Below are 19,897 nucleotides of genomic sequence, written 5' to 3'. Positions count from 1 at the left end.
CTGATCTCCCTCACGCATTGCCGGTGGCAGCGCGCACCAGCGTTTCGGGGTTGAGCTGCGGCCGATCGAAAATGCCGGCGGACAGGCCTTCGCGCATGACCAGAACACGGTCGGACATGCCGAGGATTTCCGGCAGTTCGGACGAGACCATGATGATCGACAGGCCTTCCGAGGCGAGCTGGCTGATGAAACCGTGCACGGCGGCCTTGGAGCCGATGTCGATGCCCTTGGTCGGTTCGTCGAGAATGATCACTTTCGGCTGGGTCGCGAGCCATTTGCCGATCACAACCTTCTGCTGGTTGCCGCCCGACAGCGTGCCGACCGGCACGGAAAGGGCTGCGGCCCGCAGATCCAGCCGCTCGGCATATTGGCGGGCCAGCGCCAGTTCGTTGGCCGCCTTGAGAAAGCCGGAGCGCGAAGTCTTTGTCAGCGACGGCAGCGACATGTTCTGGAAGATCGGCATGGGCAGAGCGAGCCCGTGCCGGCCGCGCTCTTCCGGCACATAGACGATGCCGGCGGCAATCGCATCGCGTGGCGAGCGAATGCTGACGGGCGTTCCTTCCAGCGTCAGCGCGCCGGAGGAGGGTTGCGTAACGCCGAACAGCGACTGGCAGAGTTCCGAACGGCCGGCGCCGATCAGGCCATAGACGCCAAGGATCTCGCCGCGCTTCAGTTCGAAGGAAATGTCGCGATATTCGGTCGGATGGCAGTAGTTTTTGACGGAGAGAACGGTACTGCCGATCGAAACCTCGATCTTCGGAAAGACGTTGGCGACGTCGCGGCCGACCATCAGGCGGACGATCTCGTCCTGCGGCGTTTTGGCCAGCCGTCCATGGCCGACGGCGCGGCCATCTCGGAAGACCGCAAAATTTTCGGCGATCTCATAAACCTCGTCGAACTTGTGGCTGATGAAGAGGATGGCCGCGCCTTGCCGTTTCAGCCCCTCGACGATGCGGAAGAGATCGTCGATTTCCTTGCGCGAGAGTGCGGCGGTCGGTTCGTCCATGATGACGATCCGCGCCTCGACCGACAATGCGCGGGCTATTGCGATCAGATGCCTTTGGGCGATGGACAGGTCCTTCAGCCGGATGGTCGGATCGATTTCGCTTTCGAGCGCGTGCAGGAGTTCGGCGGCGCGCGTGTTCATCGCCCGCCAGTCGATGGTGCGGAAACGGGTGCGGGGCGCGTGGCCGAGAAAGATGTTTTCGGCGACCGTCAGCTCGTCGAACAGCACCGTTTCCTGATGGATGGCGGTAACGCCTGCGTCGGTTGCGGCCTGTGCGCTGGTGAAGGTCACAGGCGTTCCGTCGATCAGGATTTCGCCTTCGGTGGGACGGTAGATGCCGGTGAGGATTTTCACCAGCGTCGATTTTCCCGCGCCGTTTTCGCCGATCAGGGCGGTCACTTCGCCGGGATAGAGCGCGATACTGACCCCATCGAGTGCCTTCACACCCGGAAAGATCTGGCTGATGCCGCGCATTTCCAGGATGGGCGTCTTTGCGGCAGGTCTGGCCTGCTCGACAGGTCTCTCATCGGTCATAGGCGCGACAGCATTCATTTTGTTTCACCTGAAGATGCCCCTTGGGCATGGAGCCCCTCATCCGCCCTGCCGGGCACCTTCTCCCCGTTCTGACGGGGAGAAGGACACAAGCGGCACGCTCTATGCCCCACTCGAGGCACGTCCCCTCTCCCCGCATGCGGGAGAGGGCTAGGGTGAGGGGCAGAGACTTTCGGAACGTCAGATCAAAAGATCTTCGAGAACTGGTCGATGTTCTTTTCGTTGTAGACGAAGGGGTCTGCCATGGCGGCTTCACCGTTCTCGCCGATCTTGATCTTGCCCATGCGGCCGGCGGGGATATCCGTGCCCGGCTTGCCGGTCGCGTCACCCTTGACCAGATGGTAGGAGATCTGGGCTGCGGAATAACCGAGGTCGATCGGGTTCCAGATGGCGAATTCCTTCGTCGCGCCGGACTTGATGGCGCCCGCCATTTCGGAGGGGAGGCCGAGACCGGTGACATAGACCTTGCCGATCTTGCCGGCATCCTTGACGGCCTGCGAGGCGGCCAGCACGCCGACCGTGGTCGGAGCGACGATAACCTTGACGTTCGGCTGTGATGTCAGGAGACCCTGGGCTTCGCGATAGGACTTGTCGGCCAGATCGTCGCCATAAACGGTGGTGACGAGGTTGAGGCCGGCAAAATCCTTCAGCTGCTTCTTCATCTCGCCGATCCAGATATTCTGGTTGGTCGAGGTGGTGGTGGCAGACAGAATGGCGAAATCGCCCTTGCCGCCTTCGAGATGGTCGGCTGCCAGCTGCAGGCACATCTTGCCGATCAGCTCGTTAGACGACGGGTTGAGCTGCAGGATACGGCCTGCCGGGGCAACGCCCGAATCCCACGAAATCACCTTGATACCGCGCTGGGCTGCCTTTTTCAGGGCCGGGACGACGGCATCGGGGTCGTTGGCGGAAATGGCGATCGCATCGACGCCCTGGGCGATCAGCGAGTTGATGACCTCGATCTGGCCTTCGGCCGTCGTGGTCGTCGGGCCGGTATAGATGATCTCGACGCCGCCGAGTTCCTTGGCCGCTTCCTGCGCACCCTTGTTGGCAGCTTCGAAGAAGCCGTTGCCGAGCGATTTCACCACGAGCGCGATCTTCATATCCTTGGCGCTTGCCGCGGACGACATCATGACGACGGCCATTGCCACGCCGATTGCCAGTTTTTTCGCAAGTTTCATGTCAATTCTCCTCCCAAAGATTGATCAATGTTCAGTCCCCTCCCGGCGGCGCTTCATGCGACCGACGGGGTATCTTCCTCGTCCAGTTGCGGGGCATCCTTCGCCCGCGCGATGACCAGTTTTACGCCCGCATTCTCCACCATGCGGACAGCCTCCTCGCTGATCCCTTCATCGGTGATGATCACCGATACCCGCTCCAGCGGGCACAGAATCATGCTCGACCGTTTCTGGAATTTCGACGAGTCGGCCATGACGACGAGTTCCTCGGCCTGGTGCATCAGCTTCTGTTCGCTCTGGATCACCAGCGCATCCGGCTCCATGATGCCGAGCGGGCCGATGCCCTGTGCGCCGATGAAAATCCGGCGAGCATAAAAATTGCGGATCGCGTCATTGTCGAAGGGCGACAGGATCAGGCTCTGCTCGCGATAGATCGCGCCGCCCGGCACCGTCACATTGCTCTTCGAATGCTTGACCAGATGTTCGGCGATGGCAAACGAATTGGTCATGACCTGCATGCGGCGCGAGGTCATGTAATGCACCATCTGGAACGTCGTCGTTCCACCATTGATGATGATCGACTCGCCTTCCTCGCACATCTCCACCGCCTGACGGGCGATTGAGCGCTTTTTGTCGATATTGACGGATTCGGACACCCGGAACGACCGGGCGGCAAGCTGGCCGATCTGCGGCGGATGCACGGCTTCCGCGCCGCCGCGCACCCGGCGCAGCTTTCCCTGCACATGCAGCGACGCGATATCCCGGCGGATCGTCGCTTCGGACGCTTCCGTCAGTTCGGCAATATCCTGCATCGTAATCACAGGCTTTTCCTGGATCGCGCTCAGAATGATGCGATGGCGTTCGCGTTCGTGCATGGGGTCCTCCTGATGCCAACTATTGTCATAAACGGAAGCTTGTCAATCATAACCAATCATAAAATCTTTTGCTGCGACGCAATATGATTGAAATTGATCGTTTGCGATTGACAAGCCGAGAAACATTGCGCGATACCATGCCAAGCGATGGCGCAAGGAGGAACTGGCGCCGCCGATCTTAAAATCGTCAGGGAGGACGACATGACGGGCCAAACCCGCCTTCTCGAAAACCGTTGGGATGACACTTATGCCGCCTCGCTCGACGAGCCGGGCAAGCTGCTCTACCGCTCCAATCTTCTCGGCAGCGACAAGCGCATCACCAATTACGGTGGCGGCAATACATCCGCCAAGGTGATGGAAACCGACCCCCTGACCGGTGAAAAGGTGAAGGTCATGTGGGTGAAGGGGTCCGGCGGCGATGTCGGCACGATCAAGCTCGACGGTTTCTCCACCCTCTACATGGACAAGCTGGAAGCCCTGAAGGGCATCTACAAGGGAGTGGAAGACGAAGACCGGATGGTCGGTTTCCTGCCGCATTGCACCTTCAACCTTAATCCGCGCGCCGCCTCTATTGATACGCCACTGCATGGTTTCGTGCCGTTTACCCATGTCGATCACATGCACCCGGATGCGATCATCGCGATTGCTGCATCGAAGAACTCCCGTGAGCTGACGCAAAAAATCTTCGGCAGCGATATCGGCTGGCTGCCCTGGCGCCGTCCGGGCTTCCAGCTCGGCCTCGATCTCGAAGCCTTCGTGAAGGCCAATCCTGCTGCCAAGGGCGTCGTGCTCGAAAGCCACGGCCTGTTCACCTGGGCGGATGATGCCAAGGATTGCTACTTGCTGACGCTCGAGATCATCAACAAAGCGATCGAGTGGTTTGCCAAGGAAACCGAAGGCAAGACGATCTTTGGCGGTGCCAGCGCAAAAAGCCTCGGCGCTGAAGAGCGCCGGTCGATCGCCGCAAAACTGATGCCGGAAATCCGCGGCCGGATCGGCAAGGCGGAGCGCAAGCTCGGCCATTTCGACGATCAGGACGCTGTGCTGGAATTCGTCAATTCAAAGAACCTGAAGCCGCTGGGTAGCCTTGGCACATCCTGCCCCGACCACTTTTTGCGCACGAAAATTCGGCCGCTGATCGTCGATTTTGATCCGGCCAAGCCGGATGCCGATGCAGTCGTCGCAGGCCTCGACAAAGCGCTGGAGGATTATCGCGCAGATTACAGTCGCTATTACGAGACCTGCAAGCACGATAACTCGCCAAAAATGCGTGATCCCAATCCGGTCATCTTTCTGGTTCCCGGCGTCGGCATGTTCTCGTTTGCCAAGGACAAGGCGACGGCGCGCATTGCCGGTGAGTTCTACGTCAACGCCATCAATGTCATGCGCGGCGCCTCGACGGTGTCCGAATATCAGGGCCTGCCGGAACAGGAAGCATTCGATATCGAATACTGGCTGCTGGAAGAGGCAAAACTCCAGCGCATGCCGAAGCCGAAAAGTCTTGCGGGACAGGTCGCCTTCGTCACCGGCGGCGCCGGCGGCATCGGCCGTGCGACGGCGGCCCGGCTGATCGGCGAGGGCGCCTGCGTGGTGCTGGCTGATATCGATCCTGAGGCGCTGAAATCGGCCGGTGAGGATTTTGCCAAGGCTTATGGCGGCGATTCGGTACGCACCGTCGGCCTCGACGTCACCAAGGAAGACGCTGTTCTGGCCTCTTTCGCAGAGGCGAGCGTCGAATTCGGCGGTGTCGATATCCTCGTTTCCAATGCCGGAATTGCCTCGTCGGCGCCGGTCGAGGAGACGACGCTTGCCATGTGGAACAAGAATATCGATATCCTGACGACCGGTTATTTCCTTGTTTCGCGCGAGGCATTTCGCCTGTTCCGGCGTCAGAAACTCGGGGGTAACGTGGTTTTCGTCGCCTCCAAGAACGGACTTGCCTCGTCGCCGAATGCGTCTGCCTATTGCACGGCCAAGGCTGCGGAAATCCATCTCGCCCGGTGCCTTGCACTGGAAGGCGCGGATGCGGGCATTCGCGTCAACACGGTCAACCCGGATGCTGTCCTGCGCGGCTCAAAGATCTGGAGCGGCGAGTGGCGCGAACAGCGGGCGGCATCCTCCAAGATCGATATCAGCGAGCTTGAGGAACATTACCGCAAGCGCTCCATGCTGAAGCTGAACGTGTTTCCGGAAGACATTGCCGAGGCGATCTATTTCCTCGCTTCCGATTTTTCGGCGAAATCGACCGGCAACATCATCAATGTCGATGCCGGCAATGCGCAGAGTTTCACGCGGTAAATCAGGTTGCCCCTCACCCTAACCCTCTCCCCGCAGGCGGGGAGAGGGGACTTGCCCCACACGATGTTGGAGAGAAGTGGATAGGGTGCGGCATATCCCTTCTCCCCGTCAGAACGGGGAGAAGGTGGCGGCAGCCGGATGAGGGGCGCGACGCACTCCAGGGAGGATTTTCAATGACCGAACTAAAAATCGCAGCCGACGTGATCGCTGCCGAAAACGAAAAGCGCTCAAAAGCGCTCACATCCGATTACGCAGCGCTCGGTGAAAATCTGTCGCGCCGCGGCGTCGATATCGGGGCGATCACGCAAAAGGTGTCGGAATTTTTCGTCGCCGTCCCGTCCTGGGGGGTCGGCACCGGTGGCACGCGTTTCGCCCGCTTCCCCGGCGAAGGCGAGCCGCGCGGGATTTTCGACAAGCTCGATGATTGCGCCGTCATCCACCAGCTGACCCGCGCGACGCCGACCGTGTCGCTGCACATTCCCTGGGACAAGACCGACCCGAAGGACCTCGTCGCCAAGGCGCAAGAACTCGGTCTCGGTTTCGACGCGATGAATTCCAACACGTTTTCGGATGCACCGGACCAGAAGCATTCCTATAAATACGGCTCGCTCAGCCATACCGATGCCGCCACCCGCGCGCAGGCCGTCGAGCACAACATCGAATGTATCGAGATTGGCAATGCGATCGGCTCGAAGGCCCTGACCGTATGGATCGGCGACGGCTCCAACTTTCCCGGCCAGAGCAATTTTACCCGCCAGTTCGAACGTTACCTCTCCTCCATGGCCGATATCTACAAGGCGCTGCCGGACGACTGGCGGATGTTTTCCGAGCACAAGATGTACGAGCCGGCTTTCTATTCGACGGTCGTGCAGGACTGGGGCACCAATTACCTGATCGCTCAGACCCTCGGCGAAAAGGCCTTCTGCCTCGTCGATCTCGGGCATCATGCGCCGAATACCAATATCGAGATGATCGTCGCCCGCCTCATCCAGTTCAAGAAGCTCGGCGGTTTCCATTTCAACGACAGCAAATATGGCGACGACGATCTGGATGCGGGTTCGATCGAACCTTACCGCCTGTTCCTCGTCTTCAACGAGCTCGTCGATGCCGAAGCCCGTGGGGTCAAAGGCTTTCATCCGGCCCATATGATCGACCAGTCGCACAATGTCACCGACCCGATCGAAAGCCTGATTTCCAGCGCGAACGAGATCCGCCGTGCCTATGCGCAGGCGCTACTCGTCGACCGCGCGGCGCTAGCCGGGTTCCAGGATGGCAATGATGCGATGATGGCGACGGATACGCTGAAGCGCGCCTATCGCAGCGATGTCGAACCCATCCTGGCGGAAGCCCGCCGGCGTGCCGGCGGTGCCATTGATCCGATCGCAACCTATCGTGCCAGCGGTTATCGCAAGCGGGTTGCGGCCGAGCGTCCTGCTTGCGTTGGAGGCAGCGGCGGGATCGTCTGACGCCGCTTATCCGGCATCTGCATCAATCATTGAAGAAAACCGGCCATTCTCGGTGATTGGCCGGTTTTTTCGTCTGCCTGTTACACGGCCGCCCAAGTATCGTCTTCTTTTAGCTGATTGTCACAAACGCAAATTGATATGCGCGCTATTGATATGCGCGCTTCGGTTTTTATTTGCTTGGATTTTTGAGGCAGGAGAATTCAATGGCATATGAGTTTCGGGTGAATTCCTACGAAAGCAATTGGCAGAGAGAATCAAACGTCTTGGCCCTGAAGGGCGGCGGCTTTCTCGTGACCTGGTCCAGCTATTTCAACGAATATGACGATAGCGACGTGGCCTCCAACTATGTCGCCGGCCAGTTTTACGATGCGAGCGGCCAGCGCCTCGGCGGTGAAATGGTGATGCGCGGCATCAATGGCGCCTATTCGGGCGTGCCGCAAGCAACGCAGCTCAAGAACGGCAATATCGTCGTGACCTGGATCGAGACGCTGGACGATCCGATCTTCACCAATGGCGCCCATGTCCGCGCCCAGATTTTCAACACGTCCGGTCAGCCCGTCAGTAATGTGCTTGCCGTCGATACGGTCTCTTCCTTCAAGACCGTCGATCCGGATGTCGTCGCCACCGGCGATGGCGGCTTTGTCATCTCTTTCGGCATCGATGCCTCTGGCCCCAATTTCGACGAGGTTTATGCCCGCGCTTATGATGCGAATGGCACGCCTCGCGGCATCGACAAGGTCCTGAACACCAAGTCGAACGATTTCGACGAACTCGTCACCAAGTCCGCGGCGCTCAGCAACGGCAACAGCGTCGTCATCTGGAATTCGGAAGCTGCGATCGACGACGGCAGTTCGGATGGCCAGAACCAGATCCGCGCCAGCATTTTTGACAGCCATGGCAAGGTCATCAAGTCGGATATCGGGCTTACTCCGCATTTCGGTGGTGCCGGCGGGGTGTGGAGCGACAGCGAGAATTTCGGTTATGCGGTCGCCGCGCGCTCCGGCGGCGGTTTCGCGGTTGCCAATCTCGACTGGTCGGCCTCGACCAAGGATCTGCACAAGCAGATCTTCTTCAGCGCCTATGACGCCAGCGGCAAGCAGATCATCAAGCCGATCGTGATCTTCGACAAACCGGATGTCCCTGGCGATATCGAGATGGCGCAGCTTGCGACCGGTCAGTACGTCGTTACCTGGACGCAGGATTCGATGGTGAAAAGCGAGGTGGCGGACGACGCCTATGCGATGATCCTCTCATCGACCGGCAAGCCGATCAGCAAGGTTTTCACTGTCGGCTTCGATGTGGATAAATATGACGAGCAGGCGGATGTCTCGGTCGCGGCGCTTTCGGGCGGCGGTTTCGTCATCACCTATAATTCGGATTCCATCGATGCCGACGATGAGGGCATTGCCGGAATGGTCTTTGGGCGCGGCAGCGGCGTTGCCGACAATCTCAAGGTCGATGCTTCCGGAACGATTGCCGGACTGGGCGGCAATGACCGGCTGACCGGCAACAGCCTCGGCAATTTTCTCTCCGGTGATACCGGCAATGATACGCTTTTTGGCCTCGGCGGTGCCGATACGCTGAACGGCGGCACCGGCAATGACCGGCTGTCGGGCGGTCTCGGCAAGGATATACTGACCGGTGGTTCCGGCAACGACACGTTCGTCTTTGCCGAAAAGCCATCGAAGCTGAATGCAGACGTGATCACCGACTTCACCAACAAGGCTGGCAACAACGACAAGTTCGAGCTCGAAAAGCGTTATTTCAAAGCGCTGGACCGCGGTGTGCTCGACAAGAGCGATTTCGTCACCGGCACCAAGGCCAAGGATGCTTCCGAGCACATCATCTATGACAAGGCCAAGGGTGCGGTCTATTACGATTCCAACGGTAACAAGGCCGGCGGGATGACGCTCATCGCAACGCTCGACCATCACATCGCGCTGACGGCGTCGGATTTCCTGATCGTCTGAGACGAACTTACCGGAATAGAAAAGGGCGGAGCTTTCTTGGCTCCGCCCTTTTTTCATTGCCTTCAGCCGAAAGGCTTGTCGATCGAAGGCGATGGTTCGGTGAAGAAGACCGGGCCGGTTTCGGACATGTAGATGATGTCTTCCAGCCGCACGCCGCATTCGCCATAAACGCAGAGCATCGGCTCGTCGGAGAAGACCATGCCGGGTTTCAGCTCGGTCTTGTTGCCGCGCACGATGAAGGGATCTTCGTGCAGCTCCATGCCGAGCCCGTGACCTGTACGGTGCGGCAGGCCCGGCACCTGGTAATCCGGTCCGTAACCGGCATCGGTCAGGACTTTTCGGGCGGCGGCATCGACATCCTCGCAGCGGACGCCGATTTGTGCCGCCGCGAAGGCGGCGCGATGCGCCTTCTTCTCAAGGTTCCAGAGTTCGCGCTGTCGCTCGGTCGCCTCGCCGAAGACATAGGTGCGGGTGATGTCGGAGCAGTAGCGATGGATATGCGCACCGAGGTCGATCAGCACCATGTCGCCCTTCTTCAGGGTCTGGGCATAGGGAACGCCATGCGGATAGGCGGTCGCCTCACCGAACTGCGCAGCGGCAAAGACGTGCCGCATGCCGAGCTTGATATGTGCGGCCTGGATGAAATCGGTGATCTCGGTGGTCGAGACACCTTCATAGAGACCTTCCCAGACGGCCTTGTGGACGCGGAGGCTGGCCGTCATCGCGGTCTGGATGATGGCGATTTCGGTGGCGGACTTGATCTGCCGGCATTCGGCGATCAGCTCCTTGGCGCCGATTACCGTCAGGCGGGCACCGATCGCAGCCGTGATCGGGCTCGAGAAGAGGAAAGGCGTCGCCGGATCGAAGGCAAGCGCGCTGCCCTTGGCGTCGAGGCCGCAGATCAGGTCGGCGACGATCGCTGCCGGATCTTCATGCTCTTCCCATACGGCAATCTCGCCGGCGATCTTGATCAGCGTCTGGGTTTTTGGCTCCTCGAAGGCCGGGCTGATATAGATCGGAGTGCCGGAGGAGGGGATGATGGCGCCGTGCATGCGCTCGCTCGCGCCAAGCGTCATGCCGGTGAAATAGGTGAGGCTGGTCGAGGTGTCGAGATAGACGGCCTTCACACCCGCCGCCAGCATCAGCGACTGCAGTTTTTCAATGCGGGCCTGAAGCTCCTCGATCGAGATCGGCGCGACGGCGGCGGCGATGTTTTCGAATTCCTTGAGCGACTGTTCGTAGGATTTATAGGCGGGGGCGGTCATGCTGGCTCCATGCGAGCGGATTGTCTTGTCCTTCCGGCATCCATTCCACCGGAAAGCGGAGGCCGTCAAATCAAACCGAACATGCCCGCTTTTGATAGAGAATACAAACTGTCGACATGGTCGAAATCTTATAAAAAGAGGCGGGATTGATCCCGCCTCTTCTGATTGCTGTCTGAATGTCTGCGGCCCCAAAAGGCCTCAACCGTCCATGCGCATCGGCATCATGTTGGCATTCAGGTGGTACATGACCCAGATCGTGCCAAAGATGGTGATGATGACGATGATCGCCGTGAAGAGGAAGGCGAGCAGCGTCCAGCCATTTTCGGCCTGTCTGTTGACGTGCAGGAAGTAATAGACGTGGACGACGATCTGCACCATGGCGCAGAGGAAGATCGCGACCGTTACGCCGGCGCCGGCTCCGAATGCGCCGGACATGACCAGCGCAAACGGGATGACGGTGAGGAGGATCGACAGGATCGATCCGGTCCACAGGTTGCCTTTGCTGGCATGACCCGAGGAATGAGGGGTGCTGGAGTGATGTGCGGTCAACGGAGTGCTCCAAACAGATAGACGAAGGTGAAGACGCCGATCCAGATGATGTCGAGGAAGTGCCAGAACATCGACAGGCACATGATCCGGCGCTTGTTGTCGGCAGTCAGGCCGCGCTGGCCGATCTGGACAAACAGCGTCACCAGCCAGATCAGGCCGAAGAAGACGTGCGTGCCGTGGGTGCCGACCAGCGTGAAGAAGGCCGACAGGAAGGCGGAACGCTGCGGCGTTGCGCCTTCGGCGATCAGGCTTGCAAACTCGCTCAGTTCCACACCGAGGAAGGCGAGGCCGAGCAGGCCGGTGATGGCGAGCCAGAACCGCGTGCGGCCCTTGTCGTCCGCTTCCATGGCCTGCATGCCAACCCCGAACGTGATCGACGAAGCCAGCAGGAATGCTGTGTTGAGCGCCACCAGCGGCAGTTCGAACAGCTGCTGCGGTGCCGGGCCGCCGGCATAATTGCGGCTCAGCACGCCATAGACGGCGAAGATCGAGGCGAAGATGAGCGCGTCGCTCATCAGGTAGATCCAGAAGCCGAGCATGGTGGCACCGCCACTATGCTCATGTTCTTCGTCCGGGCGGTGATAGACGCGCGGGGTATTCTTGTCGACGATATGGGTGCTCATGTCAGGCCCTCGCTTCCTGGGACTGGGTGCGCTTGCCTTCGACAAGGGCGACCGTATCTGCCGGGATGTAGAAATCACGGCGATAGTTGAAGGTGTGGAGGATCGAGAGCGCGACGATGCCCACGAAGCTGATCGCTGCCAGCCACCACATGTACCAGACCATGCCGAAGCCGAGGGTTACGGCGAGTGCCGAGACGAACAGGCCGACCGGTGTGTTGCGGGGCATGTGGACCGGGCGGAAACCGTCGGTCGGGCGCTTGTAGCCATGCTCCTTCATATCCTGCCAGGCGTCGAGATCGTAGACGACGGGCGTGATGGCGAAGTTATAGGCCGGCGGCGGAGACGAGGTCGACCATTCGAGGGTGCGGCCATCCCAGGGGTCGCCGGTGACGTCGCGCAGCTTGTTGCGCTTCACGATGCCCATGACGATTGCCATGACGAAGCCGAGAACACCGATGAGGATGATGACGGCGCCGATTGCGGCGACGATGAAGTAAGGCTGGAAGTACGGGTCGTCGAAGTGGTTGACGCGGCGGGTCGCACCCATCAGGCCGACGATATAGATCGGTGTCCAGGCGACCCAGTAGCCGATGACCCAGCCCCAGAAGGCAACCTTGCCCCAGAACTCGTCCATCTTGAAGCCAAAGGCCTTCGGGAACCAGTAGGTCATCCCGGCAAACAGGCCGAACACGACGCCGCCGATGATGGTGTTATGGAAGTGCGCCACCAGGAACAGCGTGTTGTGCAGCACGAAGTCGGCTGCCGGGACGGCGAGCAGAACGCCGGTCATGCCGCCCACCACGAAGGTCAGCATGAAGGCGACAACCCACATCATCGGCAGTTCGAAGCGGATTTCGCCGCGGAACATCGTGAACAGCCAGTTGAACACCTTTGCGCCGGTCGGAATGGCGATCACCATCGTGGCGATACCGAAGAAAGCGTTGACGCTCGCGCCGGAACCCATGGTGAAATAGTGGTGCAGCCAGACCAGATAGGACAGGATGGTGATGACGACGGTGGCGTAGACCATCGACGCATAACCGAAGAGACGCTTGCCGGTGAAGGTGGAGGTGATTTCGGAATAGATGCCGAAGGCCGGGAGAACGAGAACATAGACTTCCGGGTGGCCCCACATCCAGACCATGTTCCAGTACAACATCGGGCTGCCGCCCAGATCGTTGATGAAGAACGCAGTGCCAAGATAACGGTCGAGGATCAGGAGGAAGAAGGCAGCCGTCAGCGCCGGGAAGATGGCGATGGCGAGAACGTTGCTGCAGAGCGCGGTCCAGACGAAGACAGGCATCTTCATCAGGGTCATGCCGGGGGCGCGCATCTTGACGATGGTTGCCACCATGTTGACGGCCGAGAGGGTCGTGCCGATGCCGGCGATTTCGAGCGACCAGAGATAATAGTCGACTCCGCTATCCGGACTATAGGCCTTTTCAGCCAGCGGCGCGTAGGAGAGCCAGCCGGTGCGGGCGAATTCGCCGATGAAAAGCGAGAGCATCACCAGGACCGCACCTGCAACCGTCAGCCAGAAGCTGAGATTGTTGAGGTAGGGGAAGGCGACGTCGCGCGCGCCGATCTGCAGCGGCATGACGAAATTGACGATGCCGACGACAAGCGGGATCGCCACGAAGAAGATCATGATCGTCCCGTGGGCGGTAAAGATCTGATCATAGTGGCTGGAATGAAGGAAACCCTCATTGCCGCCGAAAGCGATGGCCTGTTGCAGGCGCATCATGACGGCGTCGGAGAAACCGCGCAGAAGCATGATGATGCCGAGCACGATATACATGATGCCGATCTTCTTGTGATCGACGCTGGTGAACCATTCCTTCCAGAGATAACCCCAGAGGCGGAAGTAGGTGAGGGCGGCAACGACGATCAGGCCGAGCGCTGCAACCGCGATGAAGGTGCCGACCAGGATCGGCTCGTGAAGGGGCAGACTGTCGAGCGAAAGACGCCCGAATATCGCCGAGGGGAGACTAGTGTTTTGCATGGGAACCCTGATGTTCAGGCGCGGTCAGCGCGCCGGTGTTGGAAAGGTCAAGCTTGCCCGCAGTATTGGAGGCGATGGTGCTGACCGTGCCGGATTGGGTATTCGCACCCATATTCATCGATGAGTGGTCCATGGTGGGCATGAAGATGCCGCCATTGTCGCGATCGAGAGACCGGTCCTTGCGCATGATATCGGCAATGCATTCCGTGCCGGGGGTGACGCAGCGGTTGACCACACGGTCGAAAATGCCGGATGTGACGCTGGAGAAGTGCATGACCGGCACCTTGATGCTCGGCTGATCGAGAGCGATGTATTTTTCGGTCGAGAGATCGTCGCCGGCGGCCTTTATCCCCGCGGCCCATTGATCGAAACCGGCCTTGTCGAGGCCGTGCATGGCAAAGCGCATGTCGGAATAACCGGCACCGGTATAGTTGCCGGAATAACCGAAGCTTTCGCCGGGTTCATTGAGGACGGCATGCAGCATGGATTTCATGCCGGGCATTGCGTAGATCATGCCGGCCAGCGTCGGGATCGACAGCGTGTTCATCTGGCTGGTGGCGGTGATGGAGAAGCGGACCGGGACATCGACCGGCAGCGCCAGTTCATTGACGGTGGCAATGCCTTGTTCGGGATAGATGAACAGCCATTTCCAATCCATGGCGACGGCCTGAATTTCGAGCGGCTTGACGTCCTTCGAAAGCGGCTTGTCGGCAGAGATCCGGTCGAGCGGACGGAACGGGTCGAGCGTGTGGCTGGTGATCCAGGTGATTACGCCGAGACACCCGATGATGAGAAGCGGGACGGTCCAGATCACCACTTCGATCGGAGCCGAGTGGGTGAAGGACGGATCGTACCGGCCCGGGGATTTGCCCTTGCGGTAGCGCAGGGCGAAAACCACGGTGAGTGTCATCACCGGAACGATGACGAGAAGCATCAATCCGAGTGCTACGAGGATGAGATTGCGCTGCTGAACAGCGATATCTCCTGTCGGGAACATCACAACCATCTTCTGGCAGCCGCCGAGAACGGACAGAGCGAGAAGCGGTGCGAATCTGCAAAAATATCGGGTTAGGGAGGTTTTCTGGCTCATGCCCGGAAGGTAGTCGCGGGAGGGCTGCGAGCCTTGACATTGGTCAACCTGCCCGGGGTCTGTGGTGTTTTGTCACGCAAATTGCAAGGGCATCTCCTCCCGCAAGATGGTTGCCGTCGCAGCCGGTCCCCTGCGGGAGGCAGAATCGTGTCACGGGCGTCCGTCGTGGCCGACTCGTTTCGGGGCCAGCCCGGTCATCGAGCGCAGCACTCCATCGCGCAGAACATGGTGGTGAAAGAGCGCGGCGGCAGCATGCGCGACGGCAAGGCCGATGATGATCCAGGCTACCGTGTCATGCAGTTCGCCGATCATGTGCCGGTTCTCGCCGGCGATGACATAAAGCGGCGAGATGCTCGGTACGCCGAAGACGGCAATCGGTTTTCCGGAAGACCAGCCGAGAAGATATCCGAGCGCGACCTGGGTTATCAGCAGCGCGTAAAGCAGGCCATGGACGACATTGGCGACAAGCCTCTGGCCTAAGGGCAGGCGAACCGGATGCCGTCTTCCGAAACAGATGCGCCAGACGAGACGCAGAAGGATGACGGCCGAGAGCAGCACGCCGAGGGTGAGATGGCTTTGGATCACCCCGGTCCGCGCCGGTGTGCCGCGTTCCAGAAGCGGCCAGATCTGCGCGCTTGCAAACTGGAAGATGACAACGATTGCGGTGATCCAGTGAAAGGCGATCGTCAGGCCGTCATAACGGGCGCCCTGCGCGGTTCGGATGGTCTCTTGTCCTATGGCAGTCATGCTGTGCTCCGATTGATGTCACCGGAGAACAGGTTGGCCACCGATTCTATTCGATCACCTCGCCGTGAGCGGGTGTGGCGTCAGGATGTCATGCGTGAGCGGACGGCTTCCGCCATCTCCGTCATTCTGTCTGCGGAATTATGGCCGATCAGCATGTAGGCATGCGCCCCGTCCGACCAGTAGACGACATTCATGCCCTTGCGGCTTTCGGCCTCCGGCGCGCTTGCCCCGGATTTCGAGGCGACGATGCAGAGCGCCACGGGGCCGGTCTGCGGATCGAGATAAAGCAGCTGGGCAAGCGGGTGGTCGTTATAACGCAGCAGCTGCGCCTGCCTGAATTCCGCGCCCGGCAGCGCGATCGTACGAGGCGAGAGCGAAAGACCGATATCTCCACGGAAATGTGCAAGTTGGGCAGTCTGTGCATCGACGTCTGGTGCAGGCCCCGCGAGTGTCTGCGCGGTATAAAGCGCCATATAATCGGCAACCGCCGAGCGCCAGTCGGCACTTTCATGCGATTCCGATTGGTCGAAGGTCAGAAGTGCACGATCGATCAGCACGCCTGCAAGGATCGATGCAGCCATGGCGGCCAACACGCGCCGCGTCAGAAGAGGTGTTTTCACACCATTCTTCCCGCGCGATGTTGAGTACGGCAAGGCGTCGAGCCCCGCCTGCAGCCGGTTGCTCGGCGCCGCTTCCAGCAATGGCGCATAGGCCTCGCTCAGGGAAAGGCTCGCACTGGCGAGGAAAGTGACGCGTTCGGCGACCATTGCATCGTCTTCGATCAGTTTCGCCAGCCGTGCGGCATCTGCCGCAGGCAGTTCGCCATCGATGAAGGCCGTCAGTTCCTCGTCGCTCGGCATGTTCGGGTTGAGGGTCATGAGCGCCTCTCTGGAGAAGAGGCGGCCGCAAGCGTGGCGCGGGCTGCGGCGAGCCGGCTCATCACTGTTCCGATCGGAATATCCAGCACGGCTGCGACCTCGCGATAGGAGAGGCCTTCGACATAGGCCAGAAACACGGCGGAACGCTGCGCATCCGGCAGGGCCTCGACACGGCGCATCACCTGGTTTGCCATCACATGCGTCTCCGTCTCATGGGCGCCATCGACAACAAGAACCTCGTCCGCATCGACGAATCCCTGTCCCATCCGCACCTTGCGGGCGCGGATATCGTTCAGCCAGATCGAATGCAGGATCGAAAAAAGCCAACGGTCCAGCCGCGTTCCGGGCGAAAACTGCCCGGCCCGTTCCAGCGCCCGCACGCAGGTCGCCTGCACGAGATCTTCCGCCAGATCGCGTTGCCGCGACAGGACGAGAGCATAACGCCACAGACGTGCCAGGTTCTCGGTCAGGCCGTTCCGGATATCCGCTTCGCCCGCGATCTTATCCTCCGCATTCACAACTGTCTGGCCGACCGCCGGCAGGGCAGGCGATCGGGCGTCGATGTTCTTATACGCAGGAAAGCTGCCTTCCGCGACGGACATCAGCATCTCCGCAAAGCCACTCTCCTCCGATTGTCTCAGATCTTCGAAGGATTGGTGATTGCTTCGTTCAGATCCTGATACTCTTCGCAAGACGTGCCGCAGATCGTCTTGATCGTGGCGAGCTGTTCTTGCGCCAGATCGAGTTGACCCTTGATGACATAGGCCTCGCCGAGATATTCGCGGACTTTGGCATAGTGCGGATCGAGCTTAACCGACTGCAGATAAAAGGAAATGCCATCGTCGGTCTTGCCGAGCTTGCGTGTCGCATAGCCGCGATAATTGAGAACCTCGGCGTTGTTCTGGTCCTTCACCGTGTCCAGTATGGCGAGCGCCTCATCATACCGGCCGGCCTTGGCCAGAGAGTAGGCGTAATCCGTGCGGTTCTGGTCGCTGATGTCGGAGCTCTGCTTGACGCAACGCTTCGTCTTCGTGTCGTAGATCTCGCCCTTCTTGCAGGTGGGCGTCTCGCTATCGTCGTCGCCGGCCGCAAGAACCGGTGCGGCGTGGATGGCAGCCACGAGGCAGGCGCTGATGGCGAGCGAGGCGAAACGGATCCGGGAATGGGTCATGGCGGAATTCCTCCGAGAGGTGAATATGCGGGCAGTGAACACCCGCATGCCGCTTCCTATTCGGTCGAAATTCGAAATCTTTTTCAGAACCCTCGCGAAGGTCTGAAGCAGGGGTTCAGAAACTCGGTGGGGTGCAGGCGCTGATGACCTCGCAGGGCGCCGGGCCGACACAACGAAAACGGTGCGGCCTGCGGCTCTCGAAATAATAGGCATCACCGGGTCCGAGGATCCGGCGTTCATCGTCGACGGTCACTTCCAGCCGGCCGGAGAGGACAATGCCGCCCTCTTCGCCGTCATGCACCAGCGGCACCTTGCCGGTATCGCTGCCGGGCTGGTAACATTCCTTCAAAATCTGCAGGCTGCGGCCGAACAGGTTCTCGCCGACCTGTCGATAGGAAATCGGGCCCTTGCCGATCTCCGTCAGTTCCTCGGCTGCGTAAAAGGCCTTTTTCGGCTTTTCCGGCTCGAAAGCGAAGAATTCCGCCATTCCGATCGGGATGCCGTCGAGGATACGCTTCAAGGCGCCGACGGAGGGATTGGCGGAATTGGATTCGATCAGCGAAATGGTCGAATTGGTGACGCCCGCGCGCTTGGCGAGTTCGCGCTGGGAGAGGTTATGGGCGAGCCGCAGATGGCGCAGGCGGTTTCCGATATCGACGGACATGGTTTTTCTGTTCAGGTTGTTCGAAATATCGAAATTATAGCGAACGTACCCCATGAATTTCAATGGCTTGGTGCCGTCCAGAAAAAGACTTGTTCGGCATCGAAAAATATCCCAAGCCTCTGGCAAAACTCAGGGGCACTCAACGGAGGCAAGCATGGATCACGTCACCAAGACCAATACGGTCAATCTCGAGAATTTCTGGATGCCGTTCACGGCAAACCGCCAGTTCAAGGCGGCTCCGCGCCTGCTCGCGGCCGCTGACGGCATGTATTACACCGATGTCGACGGCAACAAGGTTCTGGACGGCACGGCCGGTCTCTGGTGCTGCAATGCCGGCCATGGCCGCAAGAAGATCTCGCAGGCCGTCGAACGACAGCTGTCGACACTCGATTTCGCACCGACCTTCCAGATGGGCCATCCGATCGCCTTCGATTTCGCCTCCAAGCTGGCCGAACATGCACCGGGCGGTGCCGAGGCCAAGCTCGACCGCGTGTTCTTCACCGGCTCCGGTTCCGAGTCGGTCGATACGGCGCTCAAGATCGCCATCGCTTATCAGCGCGCCATCGGTCAGGGCACCCGCACCCGCATCATCGGCCGTGAAAAGGGCTATCACGGCGTCGGCTTCGGCGGCATTTCCGTCGGCGGCCTCGTTAACAATCGCCGCGTCTTCCCGCAGATCCCCGCCGACCATATGCGCCACACGCTGGATGTCGAGCGCAACGCCTACTCCAAGGGCCTGCCGGCGCATGGCGTCGAGCTGGCCGAGGATCTGGAACGTCTGGTCGGCCTGCATGGCGCAGAAACGATTGCTGCCGTCATCGTCGAGCCGATGTCTGGTTCGGCCGGCGTCATCCTGCCGCCGAAGGGTTATCTGGAACGCCTGCGGGCGATCGCCGACAAATACGGCATCCTGCTGATTTTTGACGAAGTCATCACCGGCTTCGGCCGCCTCGGCAAGCCGTTTGCCACCGACTATTTCGGTGTGGTCCCCGATCTCGTCACGACAGCCAAGGGCATTACCAACGGCACTGTGCCGATGGGCGCCGTGTTTGCCAGCCGCAAGATCTATGATGGTCTGATGACCGGTCCGGAAAACGCAATCGAGCTTTTCCATGGCTACACCTATTCCGGCCATCCGGTCGCCTGCGCCGCTGGCCTTGCGACGATGGAAATCTATGAGGAAGAAGGCCTTCTCACCCGCGCGGCCGATCTGGCGCAGGAATGGGAAACGGCGCTGCATTCCTTGAAGGGCCTGCCGCATGTCGTCGATATCCGCAATCTCGGCCTTGTCGGCGCCATCGAGCTTGCACCTCGCGACGGCGCTCCGGGCACGCGTGCCTATGACGTCTTTGTCGATTGCTTCCAGAAGGGCCTGCTGATCCGCGTCACCGGCGATATCATCGCGCTGTCGCCGCCGCTCATCGTCGAGCGCGAGCAGATCGGTACGATCGTCTCGATCATCGGCGATGCGCTGAAGCGCGCTGCCTGATAAGACATCAAGGTCGGCGCTCTGTCGCCGGCCTTGCCTGCCTCTGCCGCAGGCTTGCCGATTGTGCCTCGAAA

The 19,897-nt window shown here is 60.0% G+C and carries 17 protein-coding genes; 4 read left to right on the top strand and 13 right to left on the bottom strand.

Annotated features, from left to right (window positions below):
• Positions 1 to 10 precede the first annotated feature (10 nt).
• From FHW37_RS02165 to FHW37_RS02155, 3 genes are all read right to left on the bottom strand, one after another.
• The gene (locus FHW37_RS02165) at positions 11 to 1,540 is read right to left on the bottom strand and encodes a sugar ABC transporter ATP-binding protein (protein WP_145633777.1); all 1,530 of its coding nucleotides are present in this window, start codon (positions 1,538 to 1,540) and stop codon (positions 11 to 13) included.
• Positions 1,541 to 1,743: 203 nt separating this feature from the next.
• The gene (gene rhaS / locus FHW37_RS02160; RefSeq protein WP_145631929.1) at positions 1,744 to 2,739 is read right to left on the bottom strand and encodes a rhamnose ABC transporter substrate-binding protein; all 996 of its coding nucleotides are present in this window, start codon (positions 2,737 to 2,739) and stop codon (positions 1,744 to 1,746) included.
• 53 nt (positions 2,740 to 2,792) lie between these two features.
• Positions 2,793 to 3,611 (bottom strand): DeoR/GlpR family DNA-binding transcription regulator, encoded by an 819-nt coding sequence (locus FHW37_RS02155; RefSeq protein WP_145631926.1) that lies wholly within the window; start codon positions 3,609 to 3,611, stop codon positions 2,793 to 2,795.
• Between the two features lie 201 nt (positions 3,612 to 3,812).
• Here FHW37_RS02155 and FHW37_RS02150 point away from each other — a divergent pair, with 201 nt between their 5' ends.
• The 3 genes from FHW37_RS02150 to FHW37_RS33440 all read left to right on the top strand — a co-directional run bounded on the left by FHW37_RS02150 (position 3,813) and on the right by FHW37_RS33440 (position 9,345).
• Positions 3,813 to 5,909, top strand: a complete 2,097-nt coding sequence (locus tag FHW37_RS02150; RefSeq protein WP_145631924.1) for a bifunctional rhamnulose-1-phosphate aldolase/short-chain dehydrogenase — start codon at positions 3,813 to 3,815, stop codon at positions 5,907 to 5,909.
• A 173-nt stretch (positions 5,910 to 6,082) separates the two neighbouring features.
• Complete coding sequence (gene rhaI, locus FHW37_RS02145; RefSeq protein ID WP_145631922.1) at positions 6,083 to 7,375, top strand: L-rhamnose catabolism isomerase; 1,293 nt, start codon at positions 6,083 to 6,085, stop codon at positions 7,373 to 7,375.
• A 203-nt stretch (positions 7,376 to 7,578) separates the two neighbouring features.
• Entirely contained in the window at positions 7,579 to 9,345 is a 1,767-nt protein-coding gene (locus FHW37_RS33440) for a calcium-binding protein (RefSeq protein ID WP_186458111.1), read from the top strand.
• A gap of 62 nt (positions 9,346 to 9,407) precedes the next feature.
• Here the strand turns inward: FHW37_RS33440 and FHW37_RS02135 are convergent, their stop codons facing one another.
• The 10 genes from FHW37_RS02135 to FHW37_RS02090 all read right to left on the bottom strand — a co-directional run bounded on the left by FHW37_RS02135 (position 9,408) and on the right by FHW37_RS02090 (position 18,334).
• On the bottom strand, positions 9,408 to 10,610 hold the full coding sequence (locus tag FHW37_RS02135) for a M24 family metallopeptidase (protein WP_145631920.1): 1,203 nt from the start codon (positions 10,608 to 10,610) through the stop codon (positions 9,408 to 9,410).
• Positions 10,611 to 10,808: 198 nt separating this feature from the next.
• Positions 10,809 to 11,159, bottom strand: a complete 351-nt coding sequence (gene cyoD / locus FHW37_RS02130) for a cytochrome o ubiquinol oxidase subunit IV (RefSeq protein ID WP_145631918.1) — start codon at positions 11,157 to 11,159, stop codon at positions 10,809 to 10,811.
• Positions 11,156 to 11,782 (bottom strand): cytochrome o ubiquinol oxidase subunit III, encoded by a 627-nt coding sequence (gene cyoC, locus FHW37_RS02125; protein WP_145631916.1) that lies wholly within the window; start codon positions 11,780 to 11,782, stop codon positions 11,156 to 11,158. The genes cyoD and cyoC overlap by 4 nt, the downstream gene beginning before the upstream one ends.
• A gap of 1 nt (position 11,783) precedes the next feature.
• The gene (cyoB, locus tag FHW37_RS02120) at positions 11,784 to 13,784 is read right to left on the bottom strand and encodes a cytochrome o ubiquinol oxidase subunit I (protein WP_145631913.1); all 2,001 of its coding nucleotides are present in this window, start codon (positions 13,782 to 13,784) and stop codon (positions 11,784 to 11,786) included.
• Positions 13,771 to 14,874: a ubiquinol oxidase subunit II gene (gene cyoA, locus FHW37_RS02115; RefSeq protein WP_145631911.1), complete on the bottom strand. Its 1,104-nt coding sequence runs from the start codon at positions 14,872 to 14,874 to the stop codon at positions 13,771 to 13,773. Before cyoA ends, cyoB begins: the two co-directional genes overlap by 14 nt.
• Positions 14,875 to 15,024: 150 nt before the next feature.
• Complete coding sequence (locus FHW37_RS02110) at positions 15,025 to 15,621, bottom strand: cytochrome b (protein ID WP_145631909.1); 597 nt, start codon at positions 15,619 to 15,621, stop codon at positions 15,025 to 15,027.
• Between the two features lie 80 nt (positions 15,622 to 15,701).
• Positions 15,702 to 16,499 carry an anti-sigma factor family protein gene (locus FHW37_RS02105; RefSeq protein WP_145631907.1) on the bottom strand — a complete coding sequence of 266 codons (798 nt, stop codon included), beginning with the start codon at positions 16,497 to 16,499 and terminating at the stop codon, positions 15,702 to 15,704.
• Entirely contained in the window at positions 16,496 to 17,101 is a 606-nt protein-coding gene (locus FHW37_RS02100; RefSeq protein WP_145631905.1) for an RNA polymerase sigma factor, read from the bottom strand. Before FHW37_RS02100 ends, FHW37_RS02105 begins: the two co-directional genes overlap by 4 nt.
• A 35-nt stretch (positions 17,102 to 17,136) precedes the next feature.
• The gene (locus tag FHW37_RS02095) at positions 17,137 to 17,670 is read right to left on the bottom strand and encodes a tetratricopeptide repeat protein (RefSeq protein WP_145631903.1); all 534 of its coding nucleotides are present in this window, start codon (positions 17,668 to 17,670) and stop codon (positions 17,137 to 17,139) included.
• Between the two features lie 115 nt (positions 17,671 to 17,785).
• A complete protein-coding gene (locus tag FHW37_RS02090; protein ID WP_145631900.1) occupies positions 17,786 to 18,334 on the bottom strand; it encodes a cupin domain-containing protein in 549 nt (182 codons plus the stop codon).
• A gap of 154 nt (positions 18,335 to 18,488) precedes the next feature.
• On the opposite strand from FHW37_RS02090, the gene FHW37_RS02085 reads away from it, so the two are divergent.
• On the top strand, positions 18,489 to 19,823 hold the full coding sequence (locus FHW37_RS02085; protein WP_145631897.1) for an aspartate aminotransferase family protein: 1,335 nt from the start codon (positions 18,489 to 18,491) through the stop codon (positions 19,821 to 19,823).
• Positions 19,824 to 19,897: the final 74 nt, after the last annotated feature.

The organism is Neorhizobium alkalisoli, from assembly GCF_007829835.1.
GTDB lineage: Bacteria > Pseudomonadota > Alphaproteobacteria > Rhizobiales > Rhizobiaceae > Neorhizobium.
The sequence above is the reverse complement of the archived record's forward strand: the minus strand, read 5'-3'. Positions and strand labels throughout refer to the sequence as shown.

Coding starts and splice junctions, on each gene's coding strand:
- FHW37_RS02165 (WP_145633777.1), bottom strand. CDS start 1,540: ATGACCGATGAGAGACCTGTCGAGCAGGCCAGACCTGCCGCAAAGACG.
- FHW37_RS02085 (WP_145631897.1), top strand. CDS start 18,489: ATGGATCACGTCACCAAGACCAATACGGTCAATCTCGAGAATTTCTGG.
- FHW37_RS02100 (WP_145631905.1), bottom strand. CDS start 17,101: ATGTCCGTCGCGGAAGGCAGCTTTCCTGCGTATAAGAACATCGACGCC.
- FHW37_RS02135 (WP_145631920.1), bottom strand. CDS start 10,610: ATGACCGCCCCCGCCTATAAATCCTACGAACAGTCGCTCAAGGAATTC.
- rhaS (WP_145631929.1), bottom strand. CDS start 2,739: ATGAAACTTGCGAAAAAACTGGCAATCGGCGTGGCAATGGCCGTCGTC.
- cyoC (WP_145631916.1), bottom strand. CDS start 11,782: ATGAGCACCCATATCGTCGACAAGAATACCCCGCGCGTCTATCACCGC.
- cyoA (WP_145631911.1), bottom strand. CDS start 14,874: ATGAGCCAGAAAACCTCCCTAACCCGATATTTTTGCAGATTCGCACCG.
- FHW37_RS02105 (WP_145631907.1), bottom strand. CDS start 16,499: ATGACCCTCAACCCGAACATGCCGAGCGACGAGGAACTGACGGCCTTC.
- FHW37_RS02110 (WP_145631909.1), bottom strand. CDS start 15,621: ATGACTGCCATAGGACAAGAGACCATCCGAACCGCGCAGGGCGCCCGT.
- FHW37_RS02090 (WP_145631900.1), bottom strand. CDS start 18,334: ATGTCCGTCGATATCGGAAACCGCCTGCGCCATCTGCGGCTCGCCCAT.
- FHW37_RS02095 (WP_145631903.1), bottom strand. CDS start 17,670: ATGACCCATTCCCGGATCCGTTTCGCCTCGCTCGCCATCAGCGCCTGC.
- FHW37_RS02155 (WP_145631926.1), bottom strand. CDS start 3,611: ATGCACGAACGCGAACGCCATCGCATCATTCTGAGCGCGATCCAGGAA.
- FHW37_RS02150 (WP_145631924.1), top strand. CDS start 3,813: ATGACGGGCCAAACCCGCCTTCTCGAAAACCGTTGGGATGACACTTAT.
- FHW37_RS33440 (WP_186458111.1), top strand. CDS start 7,579: ATGGCATATGAGTTTCGGGTGAATTCCTACGAAAGCAATTGGCAGAGA.
- rhaI (WP_145631922.1), top strand. CDS start 6,083: ATGACCGAACTAAAAATCGCAGCCGACGTGATCGCTGCCGAAAACGAA.
- cyoB (WP_145631913.1), bottom strand. CDS start 13,784: ATGCAAAACACTAGTCTCCCCTCGGCGATATTCGGGCGTCTTTCGCTC.